Consider the following 15,209-nt stretch of genomic DNA (forward strand, 5'->3'; position numbering starts at 1 on the left):
TCTGACACCGGCGGAGGCGGGAGCGGCTCTGTGGCACGTACGTGACATTCACCGGCGTTCAAAACGGGCCATAGCCACCGCAACGACGCCGTAGATGGCGGCCACGGTGAACACCAGGGGTACCGAGCGCCCGTCGGGCGGGAGCATCAGCGAGGCCACTCCCGCCGCCCCGACGAAGGCGGTGTTGAACAGGACGTCGTAGACGGAGAAGACCCGGCCGCGGAAGCCGTCCTCCACCGAGGACTGGACGATGGTGTCGGTGGAGATCTTCGCGCCCTGGGTGGTGAGCCCCAGGACGAAGGCGGCCGCGAGGAGCGGGCCGGTGGCGAAGGGCAGGCCCAGCGCGGGTTCCAGCACGGCGGCGATCGCGGCGCACACGGCGATCCACCGGCCCGCCCCGAGCCGGCCCACAGCCCAGGGTGTCAGCACCGCCGCCGCGAAGAAGCCGGCCCCGGACAGGCCGAGCGCCACTCCGAGCAGGGCGAGCCCGTCGTCGGTGCTGGACGTCAGGGCGTAGCGGCAGAGCATCAGCACCATCACGGACAAGGCGCCGTAGCAGAACCGCATGAGCGTCATCGCACCGAGCGCCCAGGCGGCCTCCCGGCGCGGCGGAGCCGCCAGGTGCCGGATGCCGGCGGCCAGGTCGCGGGCCGTCCCGGACAGGGCCGCCCCGAGGCCGGGCCGGACCAGGCCGGCGTCCGGGCCCAGCAGATCGCGGGGGATACGCAGCGCGGCGAGCGCCCCGCACAGGTACAGCCCGGCTCCCAGGAACACCACGACGGCGTCGGAGTCGACGACCCCCAGCCGCACCACGAAGGCGAGGCCGCCGCCCGCCGTCGCGGCGAGCGTGCCGGCCGTCGGGGACAGGGAGTTGGCCATCACCAGCCGCTCCCTGTCCACGACCCGTGGCAGCGAGGCCGAAAGGCCCGCGAGCACGAAGCGGTTGACGGCGGTGACGCACAGGGCGGAGACGTAGAAGAGCCAGTCGGGGACCTGGCTGACCATCAGCAGCGCGGTGACCGTGGCGAGCACGGCGCGCAGCACGTTGCCGTACACGAACACCTGGCGGCGCCGCCAGCGGTCCAGCAGGACCCCGGCGAAGGGGCCGACCAGGGAGTAGGGGAGCAGCAGCACGGCCATCGCGGAGGCGATCGCGGCTGCGGAGGTCTGCTTCTCCGGAGAGAAGACGACGTAGGTGGCGAGGCCGACCTGGTAGACACCGTCGGCGCCCTGGGAGAGCAGTCGTACGGCGAGCAGGCGCCGGAAGTTCCCGAAGCGCAGCAGGACCCGAAGATCACGTACGACGGCCATGAGGCACAGCCTCACATACGGGGAGGGTCCCCGGGCGCAATGCCTCGGGGACCCTCTGGCCCAGGAAGAGAAGAGCGTCTTTAGCGCTCGACCTCGCCCTTGATGAACTTCTCGACGTTCTCGAGGGCCTCGTCGTCGAAGTACTGCACCGGCGGGGACTTCATGAAGTACGAGGACGCCGACAGGATCGGGCCGCCGATGCCGCGGTCCTTGGCGATCTTCGCGGCGCGCAGGGCGTCGATGATGACACCCGCGGAGTTCGGGGAGTCCCAGACCTCGAGCTTGTACTCCAGGTTCAGCGGGACGTCACCGAACGCGCGGCCCTCGAGGCGGACGTAGGCCCACTTGCGGTCGTCGAGCCACGCGACGTAGTCGGACGGGCCGATGTGGACGTTCTTCTCGCCGAGGTCCCGGTCGGGGATCTGCGAGGTGACGGCCTGCGTCTTGGAGATCTTCTTGGACTCGAGGCGGTCACGCTCGAGCATGTTCTTGAAGTCCATGTTGCCGCCGACGTTCAGCTGCATCGTGCGCTCCAGGCGCACACCACGGTCCTCGAACAGCTTCGCCATGACACGGTGCGTGATGGTGGCGCCGACCTGCGACTTGATGTCGTCACCGACGATCGGGACGCCCGCCTCGGTGAACTTGTCCGCCCACTCCTTGGTGCCGGCGATGAAGACCGGGAGGGCGTTGACGAAGGCGACCTTGGCGTCGATGGCGCACTGGGCGTAGAACTTCGCCGCGTCCTCGGAGCCGACGGGCAGGTAGCAGACGAGAACGTCGACCTGCTTGTCCTTGAGGATCTGGACAACGTCGACCGGAGCCTCGGCGGACTCCTCGATGGTCTGGCGGTAGTACTTGCCGAGACCGTCGAGGGTGTGGCCGCGCTGGACGGTCACGCCGGAGTTCGGCACGTCGCAGATCTTGATGGTGTTGTTCTCGGAGGCGCCGATGGCGTCCGCGAGGTCGAGGCCGACCTTCTTCGCGTCGACGTCGAAGGCCGCGACGAACTCCACGTCGCCGACGTGGTACTCGCCGAACTGGACGTGCATCAGGCCCGGGACCTTGGACGCCGGGTCGGCGTCCTTGTAGTACTCGACGCCCTGCACCAGCGACGCGGCGCAGTTGCCCACGCCGACGATGGCTACGCGAACCGAACCCATTCCGGTTGCTCCCTGTGTGTTTCGGTGAAGCCCTTGCGAGAGCTTCACGTGGCGGTGTCGTCGGGCGTATCCGACCGGGGGGTTTCCCCGGACCGGGGCAGGCCGCCCGTCGCTCCAGTTGTGGTGTCCTGCTGAGCGGGCTCCCCGGTGGCGGAACCACGAAGGTCCCGACCGGCCCGCTCACTCTCGATGAGCTCGTTCAGCCAGCGCACTTCGCGCTCCACGGACTCCATTCCGTGGCGCTGGAGCTCAAGGGTGTAGTCGTCGAGGCGTTCCCGGGTGCGTGTGAGCGAGGCGCTCATCTTCTCCAGGCGCTCCTCGAGGCGGCTGCGGCGGCCTTCGAGCACGCGCATGCGCACATCGCGAGAGGTCTGCCCGAAGAACGCGAAGCGGGCGGCGAAGTGCTCGTCCTCGTACGCGTCGGGCCCCGTCTGCGACAGCAGCTGCTCGAAGTGCTCCTTACCTTCCGCCGTCAACCGGTAGACGATCTTGGCGCGCCGGCCCGCGAGGGAGGCGGCGAGGGCGTCCTCGGGCGCACTCCCCGGCTCCTCGATCAACCAGCCGTTGGCGACCAGCGTCTTGAGGCAGGGGTAGAGCGTCCCGTAGCTGAACGCGCGGAACACACCCAGTGACGTATTGAGTCGTTTGCGCAGTTCATAGCCGTGCATCGGAGATTCGCGGAGCAGGCCGAGTACGGCGAACTCAAGGATCCCGGAACGCCGGCTCATCGTCGCCTCCCCTCTGCTGCGACCCCTGTGAAGAGGTCCGTGACGGTCTTTATGTCGTGCTGATGTATCGACTCGATACATCAGCACGATAGAACGGCCTTGCTGATGCGACAAGAGGGGGAAGGGTGAACGGCGTCACATCACTGATTCGTCGGCGCCGAGTTGCCTGATTTGGGGTGAACTTCTGGGCTAGGCGGGTTTTGGCGGTGCGTAGTCTGTGCGGCATGCATACCGCCGGGAACCGTGTGACGCCGGGGGGCGTCGTGGTCCTCGGTGCAGTACGGATGAATGCGGGACCGACCATGTCCGTACTTCGGGGGGACCGGAAACCAGCCGCCGTTTCCAGGCGCGCAGAGGTGCGCCTGCCCTAGGAGTAGTCGTTCGATGAGCGAGCACCGTCGCAAACCGCCGCAGCCGCAGGAGGGCGGACGTGCCGCGGCCCGACGCGGCCAGTCCGGCCTGCCCTCCGGCCACCGGGCGGCACCGCGAGGCGCCACCGGGTCTCCTTCCGACGCGTACGGGTCGGGAGGCGAGGAGAGCACGTACGGCGGTCGCGCCGCGGCCCGTCGTGCGACGCAGGGCGGGGGACGCCGCCGCGCGCCCGACCCCGGCCGGGGCGGCCGACGTGCCGCCCCTGTACCCGGCGGTCCAGGGCGAGGCAGAGGCCGGGTCGCGGACACCGGCCGCAAGCGGATCATCGACTACCCGCGGGCCGGCAAGTACGGCTGGCATCGCTGGGTGCCGTCGTGGAAGCTCGTCTCGGGCCTGTCGCTGGCCTTCCTCGGCAGCCTGGTCGCCATCGCAGGCGTCGGCTACGCCCTGGTGAGCGTCCCGAACGTGCAGCTGACGGCGACGGCGCAGAACAACGTCTACTACTGGTCCGACGGCTCCGAGATGGTGGCCACGGGCGGCGAGACGAACCGCCAGATCATCAGCCTGGCGCAGATCCCGCAGGAGATGCAGAACGCGGTCATCTCCCAGGAGAACAAGACCTTCCGCACCGACAGCGGCATCGACCCCAAGGGCATCGCCCGGGCCATGTTCAACATGGCGCGCGGCGGCGACACCCAGGGCGGTTCCACGATCACCCAGCAGTACGTGAAGAACGCCATGCTGGACGACCAGTCGCAGACTGTCTCCCGCAAGTTCAAGGAGCTGTTCGTCTCCATCAAGGTGGGCGCGTCGGTCTCCAAGGACAAGATCATGGAGGGCTACCTCAACTCCGCCTACTACGGCCGTAACGCCTACGGCATCCAGGCGGCGGCCCGCGCGTACTTCAACAAGGACGCCATCGATCTCGACGCCGGCGAGTGCGCCTTCCTGGCGTCCACGCTCAAGGGCGCCACGTACTTCGACCCGGCCGGCGCGGTGAACATCGACTCGGCGGCCACACCCGAGGCGAACAGGAAGCGCGCACTGCGCCAGCAGCAGGACACGCTGGACAAGATGGTCGAGTACGGCCACCTCGACCCCGCCGAGCGCGCCAAGTTCCCCGAGCTGCCCAAGATCCAGAACCCGCGCTTCAACACCGCGCTCAGCGGCCAGATCGGTTACCTCGTCGACCTCGCCAACGGCTACATCGTGAGCCACAGCAAGGAGACGGGCATCAACCAGGACCTGCTTCAGCAGGGCGGTTACTCGATCTACACGACCTTCGACAAGAAGAAGGTCAAGGCCCTCGAAGCCGCGGTCAAGAAGGTCAGCAAGGAGAACATCGACCCCAAGAAGCGCCCGACGAAGGACACCCACGTCCAGTTCGGCGGCGCCTCGGTGGACCCGGCGACCGGCGCCATCAAGGCCACCTACGGCGGTGTGGACGCGACCAAGCACTTCACCAACAACGCCGACGAAACCGGTGCCCAGGTCGGTTCGACGTTCAAGCCGTTCGTGCTCGCGGCAGCCATGACCTGGGGCGTCCGGAACCCCGACCTCGGTGAGACGCAGGCCCAGGACGAGCGCACGGTCGTCTCCCCGAAGAGCCTGTACAGCGGCAAGAACGACCTCAAGATCGAGAACTACGACCGGTCGGTCTGGCAGAACGAGAAGGGCGAGGAGTGGCTCCAGGAGAACGACGGCCGGGAGTCGCTGGGTGACGCCCCGGACTACAAGATCGACCTGCGCTACGCGATGCAGAAGTCGGCCAACTCCGCCTTCGTGCAGCTCGGCATGGACGTCGGCCTGGACAAGGTGAAGGAGGCGGCGATGGCCGCGGGGCTGCGGGAGAGCAGCCTCGCCGGCACCGGCTTCCCGTCGTTCTCGATCGGTATCTCCGACCCCAGCGCGATCCGTATGGCGGGTTCGTACGCCACCTTCGCTGCCAGCGGCAAGCAGCGCGAGCCGTTCTCGGTCACCAAGGTGACCAGCAAGGACGGCACGGTCTTCGAGCACGAGGTCCAGACGAAGCAGGCCTTCACCTCGAAGGTCGCCGACAACGTCACGGACGTGCTGAAGACCGTGGTCGAGAAGGGCACGGGTACGAACGCGCAGCTGCCCGGCCGTGATGTGGCCGGCAAGACCGGTACGACCGACGACAACAAGTCCGCCTGGTTCGTCGGCTACACCCCGCAGCTGTCCACCGCGATCACCATGTTCCGGTACCCGGACGACGAGAAGATCAAGAACCGTACCTTCCTGCCGATGTACGGGACCGGTGACCAGGAGTCCATCCACGGTGCCTCGTTCCCGTCGGAGATCTGGCACGACTACATGGCCGAGGCGCTCAAGAACCAGCCGGCGGAGAAGTTCCCGACGCCCGAGGACATCGGTGAGGTCGTCAACGCCGAGCCGACGCCGTCGCCCACTCCCTCGCCGTCCGAGACGGAGGAGCCGAGCCCGACCCCGACCCCGACCAAGGGGAAGCCGGAGAAGTCGCCCACGCCGACGGCCTCCGAGACCTGCACCCAGTGGTGGAAGTGCGACGACACCACCACCGGCGGCACCGACACCGGTGGCACCGACGTCGGAGGCACGGACACCGGCGGTACGGACGGCGGGGTGAGTTCCTCTCCGACGGCCTCCCCCACAGACGACACCAGAGGGAACGGAAACGGGGGCGGCCTCTTCGGAGGCTCGACCGGCTAGGAGCCGTTTCGTCCGGCATGGGTGTTTCACGTGAAACCATGCGTTTCACGTGAAACATCGGGCCGCCGCACCCACCGGGTGCGGCGGCCCTCGTCGTTTTCCCAGACTTGTACGGCAGGATGTGGCCCATGCCCAGTGCAGAAGGAACGCAAGCTCGTCAGCCCGACGTGGTGCCGCCGACCCGGACCGATTCGGTAGCGGCGAACGGCAGCGAGCTGATCGGCGGCCCAGTGGGGCGGCACGCCCTGTTGGGGACGTCGTGGTGGACCCCTGTGCGGATCATCGCGCTCGTGGCGATCGGTATGTTCGCCCTCGGCCTGGTCCAGAAGGCGCCCTGTTACAACGGCGGCTGGTTCTTCGGTGCCAGCACCCAGTACACGCACGCCTGCTACTCCGACATTCCGCATCTGTACAACGGGCGTGGCTTCGCGGACGGGCTCGTGCCGTACTTCGACCGGCTGCCCGGCGACATGGAGTACCTCGAATACCCGGTGCTGACCGGTGTGTTCATGGAGGTCGCCGCCTGGCTCACGCCCGGCTCGGGCAGCATCCAGGACCAGGAACAGTGGTACTGGATGGTCAACGCCGGGATGCTGATGGCGTGCACGGCGGTCATCGCCGTCTGCGTCACGCGTACCCAGGCACGACGGCCCTGGGACGGACTGCTGGTCGCCCTGGCACCTGCCTTCGCGCTCACCGCCACCATCAACTGGGACCTGCTGGCGGTCGCTCTGACAGCCGCGGCGATGCTGATGTGGTCCCGGGGGCGTGCACTGGCCTTCGGTGTCCTGCTGGGGCTCGCCACGGCCGCCAAGCTGTATCCGGTCTTCCTTCTGTGGCCCCTGTTCGTCCTGTGCGTACGGGCGGCCAGATGGCGCGACCTCGCCAAGGCACTCGGCGGTACCGCCGTCGCCTGGCTGGTGGTGAACCTGCCGGTGATGCTGTTCGCCTTCGACGGCTGGTCGAAGTTCTACCGCTTCAGTCAGGAGCGGGGTGTCGACTTCGGGTCCTTCTGGCTGATCCTGGCTCAGAACTCCAACGACCCCCTGGAGACCGAGACCGTCAACACCCTGGCGATGCTGCTGGTGTTGCTGTGCGCTGCCGGTGTCGGCGTCCTCACGCTGCTGGCGCCGCGCCGTCCCCGGTTCGCCCAGCTGGCCTTCCTGATGGTCGCCGCGTTCATCCTCACCAACAAGGTCTACTCGCCGCAGTACGTGCTGTGGCTGGTGCCGCTGGCAGTGCTCGCCCGGCCCAAGTGGCGGGACTTCCTGATCTGGCAGGCGTGCGAGGTCGCCTACTTCCTGGGCATCTGGATGTACCTCGCGTACACGACGAGCGGCGACGCCCACAAGGGTCTGCCGACCGACGGCTACCACTGGGCGATCGGGGTGCATCTGGCGGGCACGTTCTACCTGTGCGCCGTCGTGATCCGCGACATCCTCCTGCCGGAGCGCGACGTGGTGCGCCGGGACGGCGACGACGACCCCTCGGGCGGAGTGCTCGACGGCGCTCCGGACGTCATCGCCCTGGGCGCCGCGGCCCGTTCCTCACGGTACTCGGCACACTTCGCCGAGACTCAGGTGGCCTGGGGCACGGCGGAGGGACCCGCCGCCCACAGGACCGACGGCCCCGCGAAGGGGCTCCCGGACGAGCGTTCGCCCTGAGCGAACAGGGTCTGGGTGAACAGGGCCTGAGCGGGCCGTGGACGGCCGCTCGGGCGTAGGAAAAAGGCCGTACGCGGGAGTTCCGCGTACGGCCTTCTGTGTGTGCTGAAGCGCTGCGCCGGGCTCTCCGCAAGGCGCGTCCAGCCCTGTGCGCGGGGCGTGGAAGGTCTGCGTCCGGCCTTCCGCTTGAGGGCGGGAGCGGCTCGCCTGGCGATGGGACGGAGGTCCCGTGGCGCCCGGCGGGCTACCGCCCGTACGGCTCAGCTGTCGACGAGCCGGTCGAACTGCGTGGTGGTGTGCCGCAGATGGGCGACCAGCTCGTCGCCGACCTTCGGCTCCGGCGCGTCCGCGGGCACGAACAGGATCGAGACCTGCATGTGCGGCGGCTCGGCGAACCAGCGCTGCTTGCCGCCCCAGACGAACGGAGAAAGGTTCCGGTTGACCGTGGCGAGGCCGGCGCGGGCGACGCCCTTGGCGCGCGGCATGACGCCGTGCAGCGCCTTGGGGGCCTCCAGGCCCACTCCGTGCGACGTGCCGCCCGCCACGACCACCAGGAAGCCGTCCGAGGCCGCCTTCTGCTGGCGGTAGCCGAAGCGGTCGCCCTTGGCGACCCGGGTGACGTCCAGGACCGCGCCCCGGTACTGGGTGGCCTCGTGGTCCCCCAGCCACAGCCGCGTGCCGATGCGCGCACGGAACCGGGTCTGCGGGAACTGCTGCTGGAGCCGGACCAGTTCCTCGGCCTTGAGGTGGCTGACGAACATGGTGTGCAGCGGCAGCCGGGCCGCGCGCAGCCGGTCCATCCAGCCGATGACCTCCTCGACGGCGTCCGAGCCGTCGGTGCGGTCCAGCGGCAGATGGATCGCGAAGCCCTCGAGGCGGATGTTCTCTATGGCGGAGTGCAGCTGGGGCAGGTCCTGCTCGCTGATCCCGTGCCGCTTCATCGAGGACATGACCTCGATGACCACACGGGCGCCGACGAGGCCGTACACGCCATCCACGGACGACACCGAGCGGATCACCCGGTCCGGCAGCGGCACCGGCTCCTCGCCGCGCCGGTAGGGCGTCAGCACGAGCAGGTCACCGCCGAACCAGTCCTTGATGCGCGCGGCCTCGTACGTCGTGCCGACGGCGAGAACGTCGGAGCCGAGCCGCGTGGCCTCCTCCGCCAGCCGTTCGTGCCCGAATCCGTAGCCGTTGCCCTTGCAGACCGGGACGAGTCCCGGGAACTGCTCCTGCACGTGCTTGTGGTGCGCCCGCCAGCGCGCGGTGTCGACGTAGAGCGTGAGCGCCATGGGGGGACCCGGAACCTTTCTCGTGGCTGCGGTGTATCAGAGGTAGAAGACTTGTCGACGGTACCGAACGGCGTGACGCGCGGTCGGCGACGCGACAGGAAAAGGCTCGGTCAGCGGCGCGACATGTAGATGTCGAGCGCCTTGTGGAGCAGCTTGTTCAGGGGGAAGTCCCACTCGCCGAGGTACTCGGCGGCCTGGCCGCCCGTGCCCACCTTGAACTGGATCAGACCGAAGAGGTGGTCGGACTCGTCCAGCGAGTCGGAGATGCCGCGCAGGTCGTAGACGCTCGCGCCGAGCGCGTAGGCGTCGCGCAGCATCCGCCACTGCATCGCGTTCGAGGGCCGGACCTCACGGCCGATGTTGTCGGAGGCGCCGTAGGAGTACCAGACGTGCCCGCCGACGATCAGCATGGTCGCCGCCGACAGGTTCACACCGTTGTGGCGGGCGAAGTACAGCCGCATGCGGTTGGGGTCTTCGTTGTTGAGGGCCGTCCACATGCGCTGGAAGTACGACAGCGGGCGCGGCCGGAAGTGGTCGCGCACGGCCGTGATCTCGTACAGCCGCTGCCACTCCTCCAGGTCGTGGTAACCGCCCTGGACGACCTCGACGCCCGCCTTCTCGGCCTTCTTGATGTTGCGGCGCCACAGCTGGTTGAAGTTCTTGTGGACCTCTTCCAGGGAGCGGTTGGCGAGCGGCACCTGGTAGACGTAGCGCGGCTGTACGTCGCCGAAGCCGGCGCCGCCGTCCTCGCCCTGCTGCCAGCCCATGCGGCGCAGCTTGTCGGCCACCTCGAAGGCACGCGGCTCGATGAAGTCGGCCTCGATGTCGCGCAGCCGCTTCACGTCCGGGTTCTGGATGCCCGCCTTGATCGAGCCCGCCTCCCAGCGCCGGATGATCACCGGCGGGCCCATCTTCACGGAGAAGGCGCCCTGCTGCTTGAGATGGGCCAGCATCGGCTGGATCCAGTCGTCGAGGTTCGGCGCGAACCAGTTGATGACCGGGCCCTCGGGGAGATAGGCGAGATAGCGCTTGATCTTCGGCAGCTGCCGGTAGAGCACCAGGCCGGCACCGACCAGCTCACCGGTCCGGTCGTCGAACCAGCCCAGGTTCTCCGAGCGCCACTCGGCCTTGACGTCTGCCCATGCGGGGACCTGCATGTGGCTCGCCGCAGGCAGGCTCTGGATGTATGCCAGATGCTGCTCGCGGCTGATGGTCCTCAGGGTCAGGCTCATGTCGGGGCGCTCCTCGGGCTGGTGTGTCCCCATGGGTACAGGGGCTCCGGCTCTCGCGCCGAAGCCTACTGCGCCCGGCGAGCAGGCCGACTGGGCGTGCGGCACCTTTGCCCCGGCCGCAGGCCCTGTCCGTCCCCTGCTCACGCCCTACGGGCCGCCTGGGAGAGGGCGCCGCACCGATCATGCCGTGGCCCGCGCACGCCGATGTTCCGCCTCGGACGGACCCGCCCCTGGGGCCGGTCGGGCCGTGAGGGCAGGTCCTCCGGGCGGCCGACGGGCAGCTGCCCGTCAGGTCCGCGACAGGGCGGTGCCGGTCAGAATCCGCCGAACAGGCCGCCGTGGGCCATGCCGAGGAAGAAGCCGACGGCGCTGGCACCGAGGCCCAGGATCAGACCGAAGCGCTCACGCGTGGTCTCGGAGATCCACTGCCCGTAGGCGCCGGTGCCGATCCCCACCAGGCCGGTCCAGGAGCTCAGCAGATGGAGGCTGTGGAACTGCGCCGTGATGAACGACACCAGTCCGAGCACCAGGGTCACCGCGAGCAGGGTGTCCTGGACTGGATGGGACTTGCCGTCCGTGGCGAAGAGGGAACCGACTCCGGTGTTGGGTCGCAATGCCTGTGCCATGGGGCACCTCCTGCGGAAGGCGGCGCATCGTAGCGCCATACACACCCGACGTGTACAGATTGACGGTCCCAGAGGCCGGATTTCAACCGGAAGCGCTGTGCGGGTACTCTGTACCGTCTGCACCGGTGTCTGCCCAGCCCGCCGACCGGGGGTCTCCTCGCGAGAACCCCGATTGTCAGTGGTGGCTGTTTTACTGGCGGAGCACTGTTGCTCAACGCATCACAACCCTCCTGCCACGGAACGACCGTGGCCGCTGAGTCCAAAGGAGGTGGGTTCCACATGCGTCACTACGAGGTGATGGTCATCCTCGACCCCGATCTCGAGGAGCGCGCTGTCTCCCCGCTGATCGAGAACTTCCTTTCTGTCGTCCGTGACGGCGGCGGAAAGGTCGAGAAGGTCGACACCTGGGGCCGTCGTCGTCTCTCGTACGAGATCAAGAAGAAGCCCGAGGGCATCTACTCGGTCATCGACCTGCAGGCCGAGCCTGCGGTCGTCAAGGAGCTCGACCGCCAGATGAACCTGAACGAGTCGGTCCTCCGGACCAAGGTCCTCCGCCCCGAGACCCACTGAGCTCTCCCGCTCAGCTGATCTCGGGTTTCGAGTAGTACCGCAAGCAGCCAGCAGTAAACCCGCCGAGAGGTTCCCCCATGGCAGGCGAGACCGTCATCACGGTCGTCGGCAACCTTGTCGATGACCCCGAGCTGCGCTTCACCCCCTCCGGTGCGGCGGTCGCGAAGTTCCGTGTCGCGTCCACTCCCCGCACCTTCGACCGCCAGACGAACGAGTGGAAGGACGGCGAGAGCCTGTTCCTGACCTGCTCGGTCTGGCGCCAGGCGGCGGAGCACGTCGCCGAATCGCTCCAGCGAGGCATGCGCGTGATCGTGCAGGGCCGGCTGAAGCAGCGGTCCTACGAGGACCGTGAGGGCGTCAAGCGCACGGTCTACGAGCTGGACGTCGAGGAAGTCGGGCCCAGCCTGCGCAGCGCCACGGCCAAGGTCACCAAGACCGCTGGCCGCGGTGGCCAGGGCGGTGGCGGCGGCTTCGGCGGCGGTGGCGGCGGCCAGCAGGGCGGCGGCTGGGGCGGCGGCCCCGGTGGCGGCCAGCAGGGCGGCGGCGCTCCCGCTGACGACCCCTGGGCGACCAGCGCTCCCGCTGGTGGCAACCAGGGCGGCGGCGGTGGCTGGGGCGGCGGCTCCGGCTCCGGCTCCGGCAACGGCGGCGGCTACTCGGACGAGCCCCCCTTCTAGACCCTCGGGTCAGGGGCGGGCCGCACCCAAACTTCTTGATCACACAGGAGAAACACCATGGCGAAGCCGCCTGTGCGCAAGCCTAAGAAGAAGGTCTGCGCTTTCTGCAAGGACAAGGTCACGTACGTGGACTACAAGGACACGAACATGCTGCGGAAGTTCATTTCCGACCGCGGCAAGATCCGTGCCCGCCGCGTGACCGGCAACTGCACCCAGCACCAGCGTGACGTCGCCACGGCCGTGAAGAACAGCCGTGAGATGGCGCTGCTGCCCTACACCTCCACCGCGCGCTAAGGGAAGGGTGACCGAAACATGAAGATCATCCTCACCCACGAGGTTTCCGGCCTCGGTGCCGCGGGCGACGTCGTCGACGTCAAGGACGGCTACGCTCGCAACTACCTGATCCCGCGGAAGTTCGCTATCCGCTGGACCAAGGGCGGCGAGAAGGACGTCGAGCAGATCCGTCGCGCTCGCAAGATCCACGAGATCCAGACCATCGAGCAGGCCAACGCTGTCAAGGCCCAGCTCGAGGGCGTGAAGGTCCGTCTGGCCGTTCGCTCCGGCGACGCCGGCCGTCTCTTCGGCTCCGTCACCCCGGCCGACGTCGCCTCGGCGATCAAGGCCGCCGGTGGTCCCGAGGTCGACAAGCGTCGCATCGAGCTCGGTGCGCCGATCAAGACCCTGGGCGCCCACGAGACGTCCGTGCGTCTGCACCCCGAGGTTGCCGCCAAGGTCAACATCGAGGTTGTCGCGGGCTGAACGCCGCGATCGGCTTGAACAGCTGAAGAAAGGGGCCGCACCCGATGGGGTGCGGCCCCTTTCGCATGCGGTGATCCTCGTGGTGTCCAGTCGGCCATGGGCGGCGCCCCATTGGTCATGGCACGTCCGGTCGGACGGTCCTGGCATCCCTGGCCGGGCAGGGCGTCTCCGGGTGGGCCGGAAGTTTCACGTGAAACATCGGCCGACGGGCGAAACGCCGACCGGGAGTGGCAGGCTGGCTCGTCGCGCCGGGATGGGACGGGTAGCGCGTCCTCCCGGAACGGGAAGGTCAGTGCGTCGTCCCGGGACAGCAGGGTCGCGCGTCACGCCGCGACGGAAAGGTCAGCGCGTCGCGCCCGTGACGATCCACCGGCCCGACCGGGCGCGCAGCCACAGGGTCAGCATGCGCACGGTCATCATCAGCGTCATCGCGACCCACAGCGCGGTGAGTCCGCCGCCCAGGACGGGGACGAGCAGCGCGACCGGGGCGAAGACCGCCAGGGTCAGCAGCATCGCCCAGGCGAGATACGGGCCGTCTCCGGCGCCCATCAGCACCCCGTCGAGGGTGAAGACCACACCGCAGATCGGCTGGGAGAGCGCCACGATCACGAGCGCGGGCAGCGCGGTGTCCGTCACGGCCGGGTCGCTGGTGAACAGCGGCAGGAAGACGGGTCGGGCCAGGACGACCAGGACGCCGAGCGCGAGGCCGACCCCGATGCCCCACTGCACCATGCGGCGGCAGGCGTCGCGGGCACCCTGCGCGTCCCCGGCGCCCAGACAGCGGCCGATGATGGCCTGTCCGGCGATGGCGATGGCGTCGAGGGCGAAGGCGAGCAGGACCCACAGGGACACGATGATCTGGTGGGCGGCGATGTCGGAGTCCCCGAGGCGGGCCGCCACGGCGGTCGCGATCATCAGGATCGCCCGCAGCGAGAGGGTGCGCACGAGCAGCGGCACACCGGCATGGGCGGAGGATCTGATGCCCGCCGCGTCGGGGCGCAGCGAGGCGCCGTGCCGCCTCGCTCCGCGGATCACCACGGCGAGGTAGGCGGCCGCCATGCCCCACTGGGCGAGGACGGTGCCCCAGGCGGAGCCCGCGATGCCGAGGTCGGCGCCGTAGACCAGGGCCACGTTGAGGACGGCGTTGGCGACGAAGCCGGCCACGGCGACGTAGAGGGGCGTCCTGGTGTCCTGGAGGCCTCGCAGCACGCCGGTCGCGGCCAGCACGATCAGCATGGCCGGGATGCCCAGGGCGGAGATCATCAGGTAGGTGGACGCGTGGGGTGCGGCGGTCGGGGAGGCGCCGAAGAGGTCGACGAGGGGTGACGCCGTGGGAAGGACGACGGCGATGACCGCGGCTCCCAGCAGCAGCGCCAGCCAGATGCCGTCCATGCCCTGGCGGATGGCGGCCTGGAGGTCACCCGCGCCGACCCGGCGGGCGACGGCGGCCGTGGTGGCGTAGGCGAGGAAGACGAAGACACTGACGGCGGTCGCGAGCAGGGCCGAGGCGACTCCGAGGCCGGCGAGCTGGGCGGTACCCAGGTGGCCGACGATCGCGCTGTCGGCCATCAGGAACAAGGGCTCGGCGACCAGCGCGCCGAAGGCCGGCACGGCCAGCGCGAGTATCTCGCGATCGTGCTGTCGCCGGGTGGCCCTGGGGGGCGCGGGAGCCTGGGTCATGAACGCCAATGTAATCGTCCACAGGTAAGAGATGCAATTGAATAGTGACCCTTACTTGTCGTCACTGTGGGTGTGCTTGCCCACAGCGCTCGACCTGATCTTGGGCTGACCGGGAAAGTTTTTCTTCTGCACAGCCGGTGGGCGGGAAATCGGCAGGTCAGAGCTGTGGTGGCGGAACTGATGGGGGCTTGTTCACAGGCCTGTCCACCGGGTCGTGCACAGGTTTCGCGGAGTTCTCCACAGCATCTGGCCGGTCGTCCACATGGCCTGTGGATAACCAGATTGGCTGACGGTGCCCGAGGGCCTACCGTGGTCCGGCGCCCGCTCCGTTCGTCGGCCGTGCAAACGACACAAAACCGACGCACCAGAAACGGAGTTGGGCTTCTCGTTTTGTCGGTGCCGTGCCGTAGAAAAGAGGGCATGGCG

Annotated in this window: 13 protein-coding genes; 6 read left to right on the forward strand and 7 right to left on the reverse strand. The window is 68.6% G+C overall.

The window, feature by feature from the left end:
* Window positions 1–48: 48 nt before the first annotated feature.
* From ACZ6SQ_RS19575 to ACZ6SQ_RS19585, 3 genes are all read right to left on the reverse strand, one after another.
* A complete protein-coding gene (locus ACZ6SQ_RS19575) occupies window positions 49–1,311 on the reverse strand; it encodes an MFS transporter (RefSeq protein WP_469563461.1) in 1,263 nt (420 codons plus the stop codon).
* Between the two features lie 80 nt (window positions 1,312–1,391).
* Window positions 1,392–2,474 (reverse strand): inositol-3-phosphate synthase, encoded by a 1,083-nt coding sequence (locus ACZ6SQ_RS19580; RefSeq protein WP_386377870.1) that lies wholly within the window; start codon window positions 2,472–2,474, stop codon window positions 1,392–1,394.
* 44 nt (window positions 2,475–2,518) lie between these two features.
* Window positions 2,519–3,202, reverse strand: coding sequence for a PadR family transcriptional regulator (locus tag ACZ6SQ_RS19585; RefSeq protein WP_469563465.1), 684 nt, complete (start codon window positions 3,200–3,202; stop codon window positions 2,519–2,521).
* Between the two features lie 384 nt (window positions 3,203–3,586).
* Between ACZ6SQ_RS19585 and ACZ6SQ_RS19590 the strand changes: the two genes are divergently transcribed.
* Window positions 3,587–6,283, forward strand: a complete 2,697-nt coding sequence (locus tag ACZ6SQ_RS19590) for a transglycosylase domain-containing protein (protein WP_469563467.1) — start codon at window positions 3,587–3,589, stop codon at window positions 6,281–6,283.
* A 119-nt stretch (window positions 6,284–6,402) separates the two neighbouring features.
* On the forward strand, window positions 6,403–7,947 hold the full coding sequence (locus ACZ6SQ_RS19595) for a glycosyltransferase family 87 protein (RefSeq protein ID WP_469563470.1): 1,545 nt from the start codon (window positions 6,403–6,405) through the stop codon (window positions 7,945–7,947).
* A 260-nt stretch (window positions 7,948–8,207) separates the two neighbouring features.
* Here ACZ6SQ_RS19595 and ACZ6SQ_RS19600 read toward each other — a convergent pair whose 3' ends face one another.
* The 3 genes from ACZ6SQ_RS19600 to ACZ6SQ_RS19610 all read right to left on the reverse strand — a co-directional run bounded on the left by ACZ6SQ_RS19600 (window position 8,208) and on the right by ACZ6SQ_RS19610 (window position 11,097).
* Entirely contained in the window at window positions 8,208–9,239 is a 1,032-nt protein-coding gene (locus ACZ6SQ_RS19600) for an alanine racemase (RefSeq protein ID WP_386377866.1), read from the reverse strand.
* 110 nt (window positions 9,240–9,349) lie between these two features.
* A complete protein-coding gene (femX, locus tag ACZ6SQ_RS19605; RefSeq protein ID WP_386377864.1) occupies window positions 9,350–10,471 on the reverse strand; it encodes a peptidoglycan bridge formation glycyltransferase FemX in 1,122 nt (373 codons plus the stop codon).
* Window positions 10,472–10,785: 314 nt separating this feature from the next.
* The gene (locus ACZ6SQ_RS19610; RefSeq protein WP_469563473.1) at window positions 10,786–11,097 is read right to left on the reverse strand and encodes a hypothetical protein; all 312 of its coding nucleotides are present in this window, start codon (window positions 11,095–11,097) and stop codon (window positions 10,786–10,788) included.
* Between the two features lie 279 nt (window positions 11,098–11,376).
* Here ACZ6SQ_RS19610 and rpsF point away from each other — a divergent pair, with 279 nt between their 5' ends.
* The 4 genes from rpsF (at window position 11,377) to rplI (ending at window position 13,103) form a co-directional block, all read left to right on the forward strand.
* Window positions 11,377–11,667, forward strand: coding sequence for a 30S ribosomal protein S6 (gene rpsF / locus ACZ6SQ_RS19615; protein WP_004985983.1), 291 nt, complete (start codon window positions 11,377–11,379; stop codon window positions 11,665–11,667).
* A 77-nt stretch (window positions 11,668–11,744) separates the two neighbouring features.
* Window positions 11,745–12,344 carry a single-stranded DNA-binding protein gene (locus tag ACZ6SQ_RS19620; RefSeq protein WP_469563475.1) on the forward strand — a complete coding sequence of 200 codons (600 nt, stop codon included), beginning with the start codon at window positions 11,745–11,747 and terminating at the stop codon, window positions 12,342–12,344.
* 57 nt (window positions 12,345–12,401) lie between these two features.
* Window positions 12,402–12,638: a 30S ribosomal protein S18 gene (gene rpsR, locus ACZ6SQ_RS19625; protein ID WP_003949403.1), complete on the forward strand. Its 237-nt coding sequence runs from the start codon at window positions 12,402–12,404 to the stop codon at window positions 12,636–12,638.
* An 18-nt stretch (window positions 12,639–12,656) separates the two neighbouring features.
* Window positions 12,657–13,103, forward strand: coding sequence for a 50S ribosomal protein L9 (gene rplI, locus ACZ6SQ_RS19630; protein ID WP_386377860.1), 447 nt, complete (start codon window positions 12,657–12,659; stop codon window positions 13,101–13,103).
* A 342-nt stretch (window positions 13,104–13,445) separates the two neighbouring features.
* Here the strand turns inward: rplI and ACZ6SQ_RS19635 are convergent, their stop codons facing one another.
* Complete coding sequence (locus ACZ6SQ_RS19635; RefSeq protein WP_469563478.1) at window positions 13,446–14,783, reverse strand: MATE family efflux transporter; 1,338 nt, start codon at window positions 14,781–14,783, stop codon at window positions 13,446–13,448.
* Window positions 14,784–15,209 lie beyond the last annotated feature (426 nt).

This window comes from Streptomyces sp. NPDC048600, assembly GCF_055587025.1.

Coding starts and splice junctions, on each gene's coding strand:
- ACZ6SQ_RS19575 (WP_469563461.1), bottom strand. CDS start 1,311: ATGGCCGTCGTACGTGATCTTCGGGTCCTGCTGCGCTTCGGGAACTTC.
- ACZ6SQ_RS19580 (WP_386377870.1), bottom strand. CDS start 2,474: ATGGGTTCGGTTCGCGTAGCCATCGTCGGCGTGGGCAACTGCGCCGCG.
- ACZ6SQ_RS19585 (WP_469563465.1), bottom strand. CDS start 3,202: ATGAGCCGGCGTTCCGGGATCCTTGAGTTCGCCGTACTCGGCCTGCTC.
- ACZ6SQ_RS19590 (WP_469563467.1), top strand. CDS start 3,587: ATGAGCGAGCACCGTCGCAAACCGCCGCAGCCGCAGGAGGGCGGACGT.
- ACZ6SQ_RS19595 (WP_469563470.1), top strand. CDS start 6,403: ATGTGGCCCATGCCCAGTGCAGAAGGAACGCAAGCTCGTCAGCCCGAC.
- ACZ6SQ_RS19600 (WP_386377866.1), bottom strand. CDS start 9,239: ATGGCGCTCACGCTCTACGTCGACACCGCGCGCTGGCGGGCGCACCAC.
- femX (WP_386377864.1), bottom strand. CDS start 10,471: ATGAGCCTGACCCTGAGGACCATCAGCCGCGAGCAGCATCTGGCATAC.
- ACZ6SQ_RS19610 (WP_469563473.1), bottom strand. CDS start 11,097: ATGGCACAGGCATTGCGACCCAACACCGGAGTCGGTTCCCTCTTCGCC.
- rpsF (WP_004985983.1), top strand. CDS start 11,377: ATGCGTCACTACGAGGTGATGGTCATCCTCGACCCCGATCTCGAGGAG.
- ACZ6SQ_RS19620 (WP_469563475.1), top strand. CDS start 11,745: ATGGCAGGCGAGACCGTCATCACGGTCGTCGGCAACCTTGTCGATGAC.
- rpsR (WP_003949403.1), top strand. CDS start 12,402: ATGGCGAAGCCGCCTGTGCGCAAGCCTAAGAAGAAGGTCTGCGCTTTC.
- rplI (WP_386377860.1), top strand. CDS start 12,657: ATGAAGATCATCCTCACCCACGAGGTTTCCGGCCTCGGTGCCGCGGGC.
- ACZ6SQ_RS19635 (WP_469563478.1), bottom strand. CDS start 14,783: ATGACCCAGGCTCCCGCGCCCCCCAGGGCCACCCGGCGACAGCACGAT.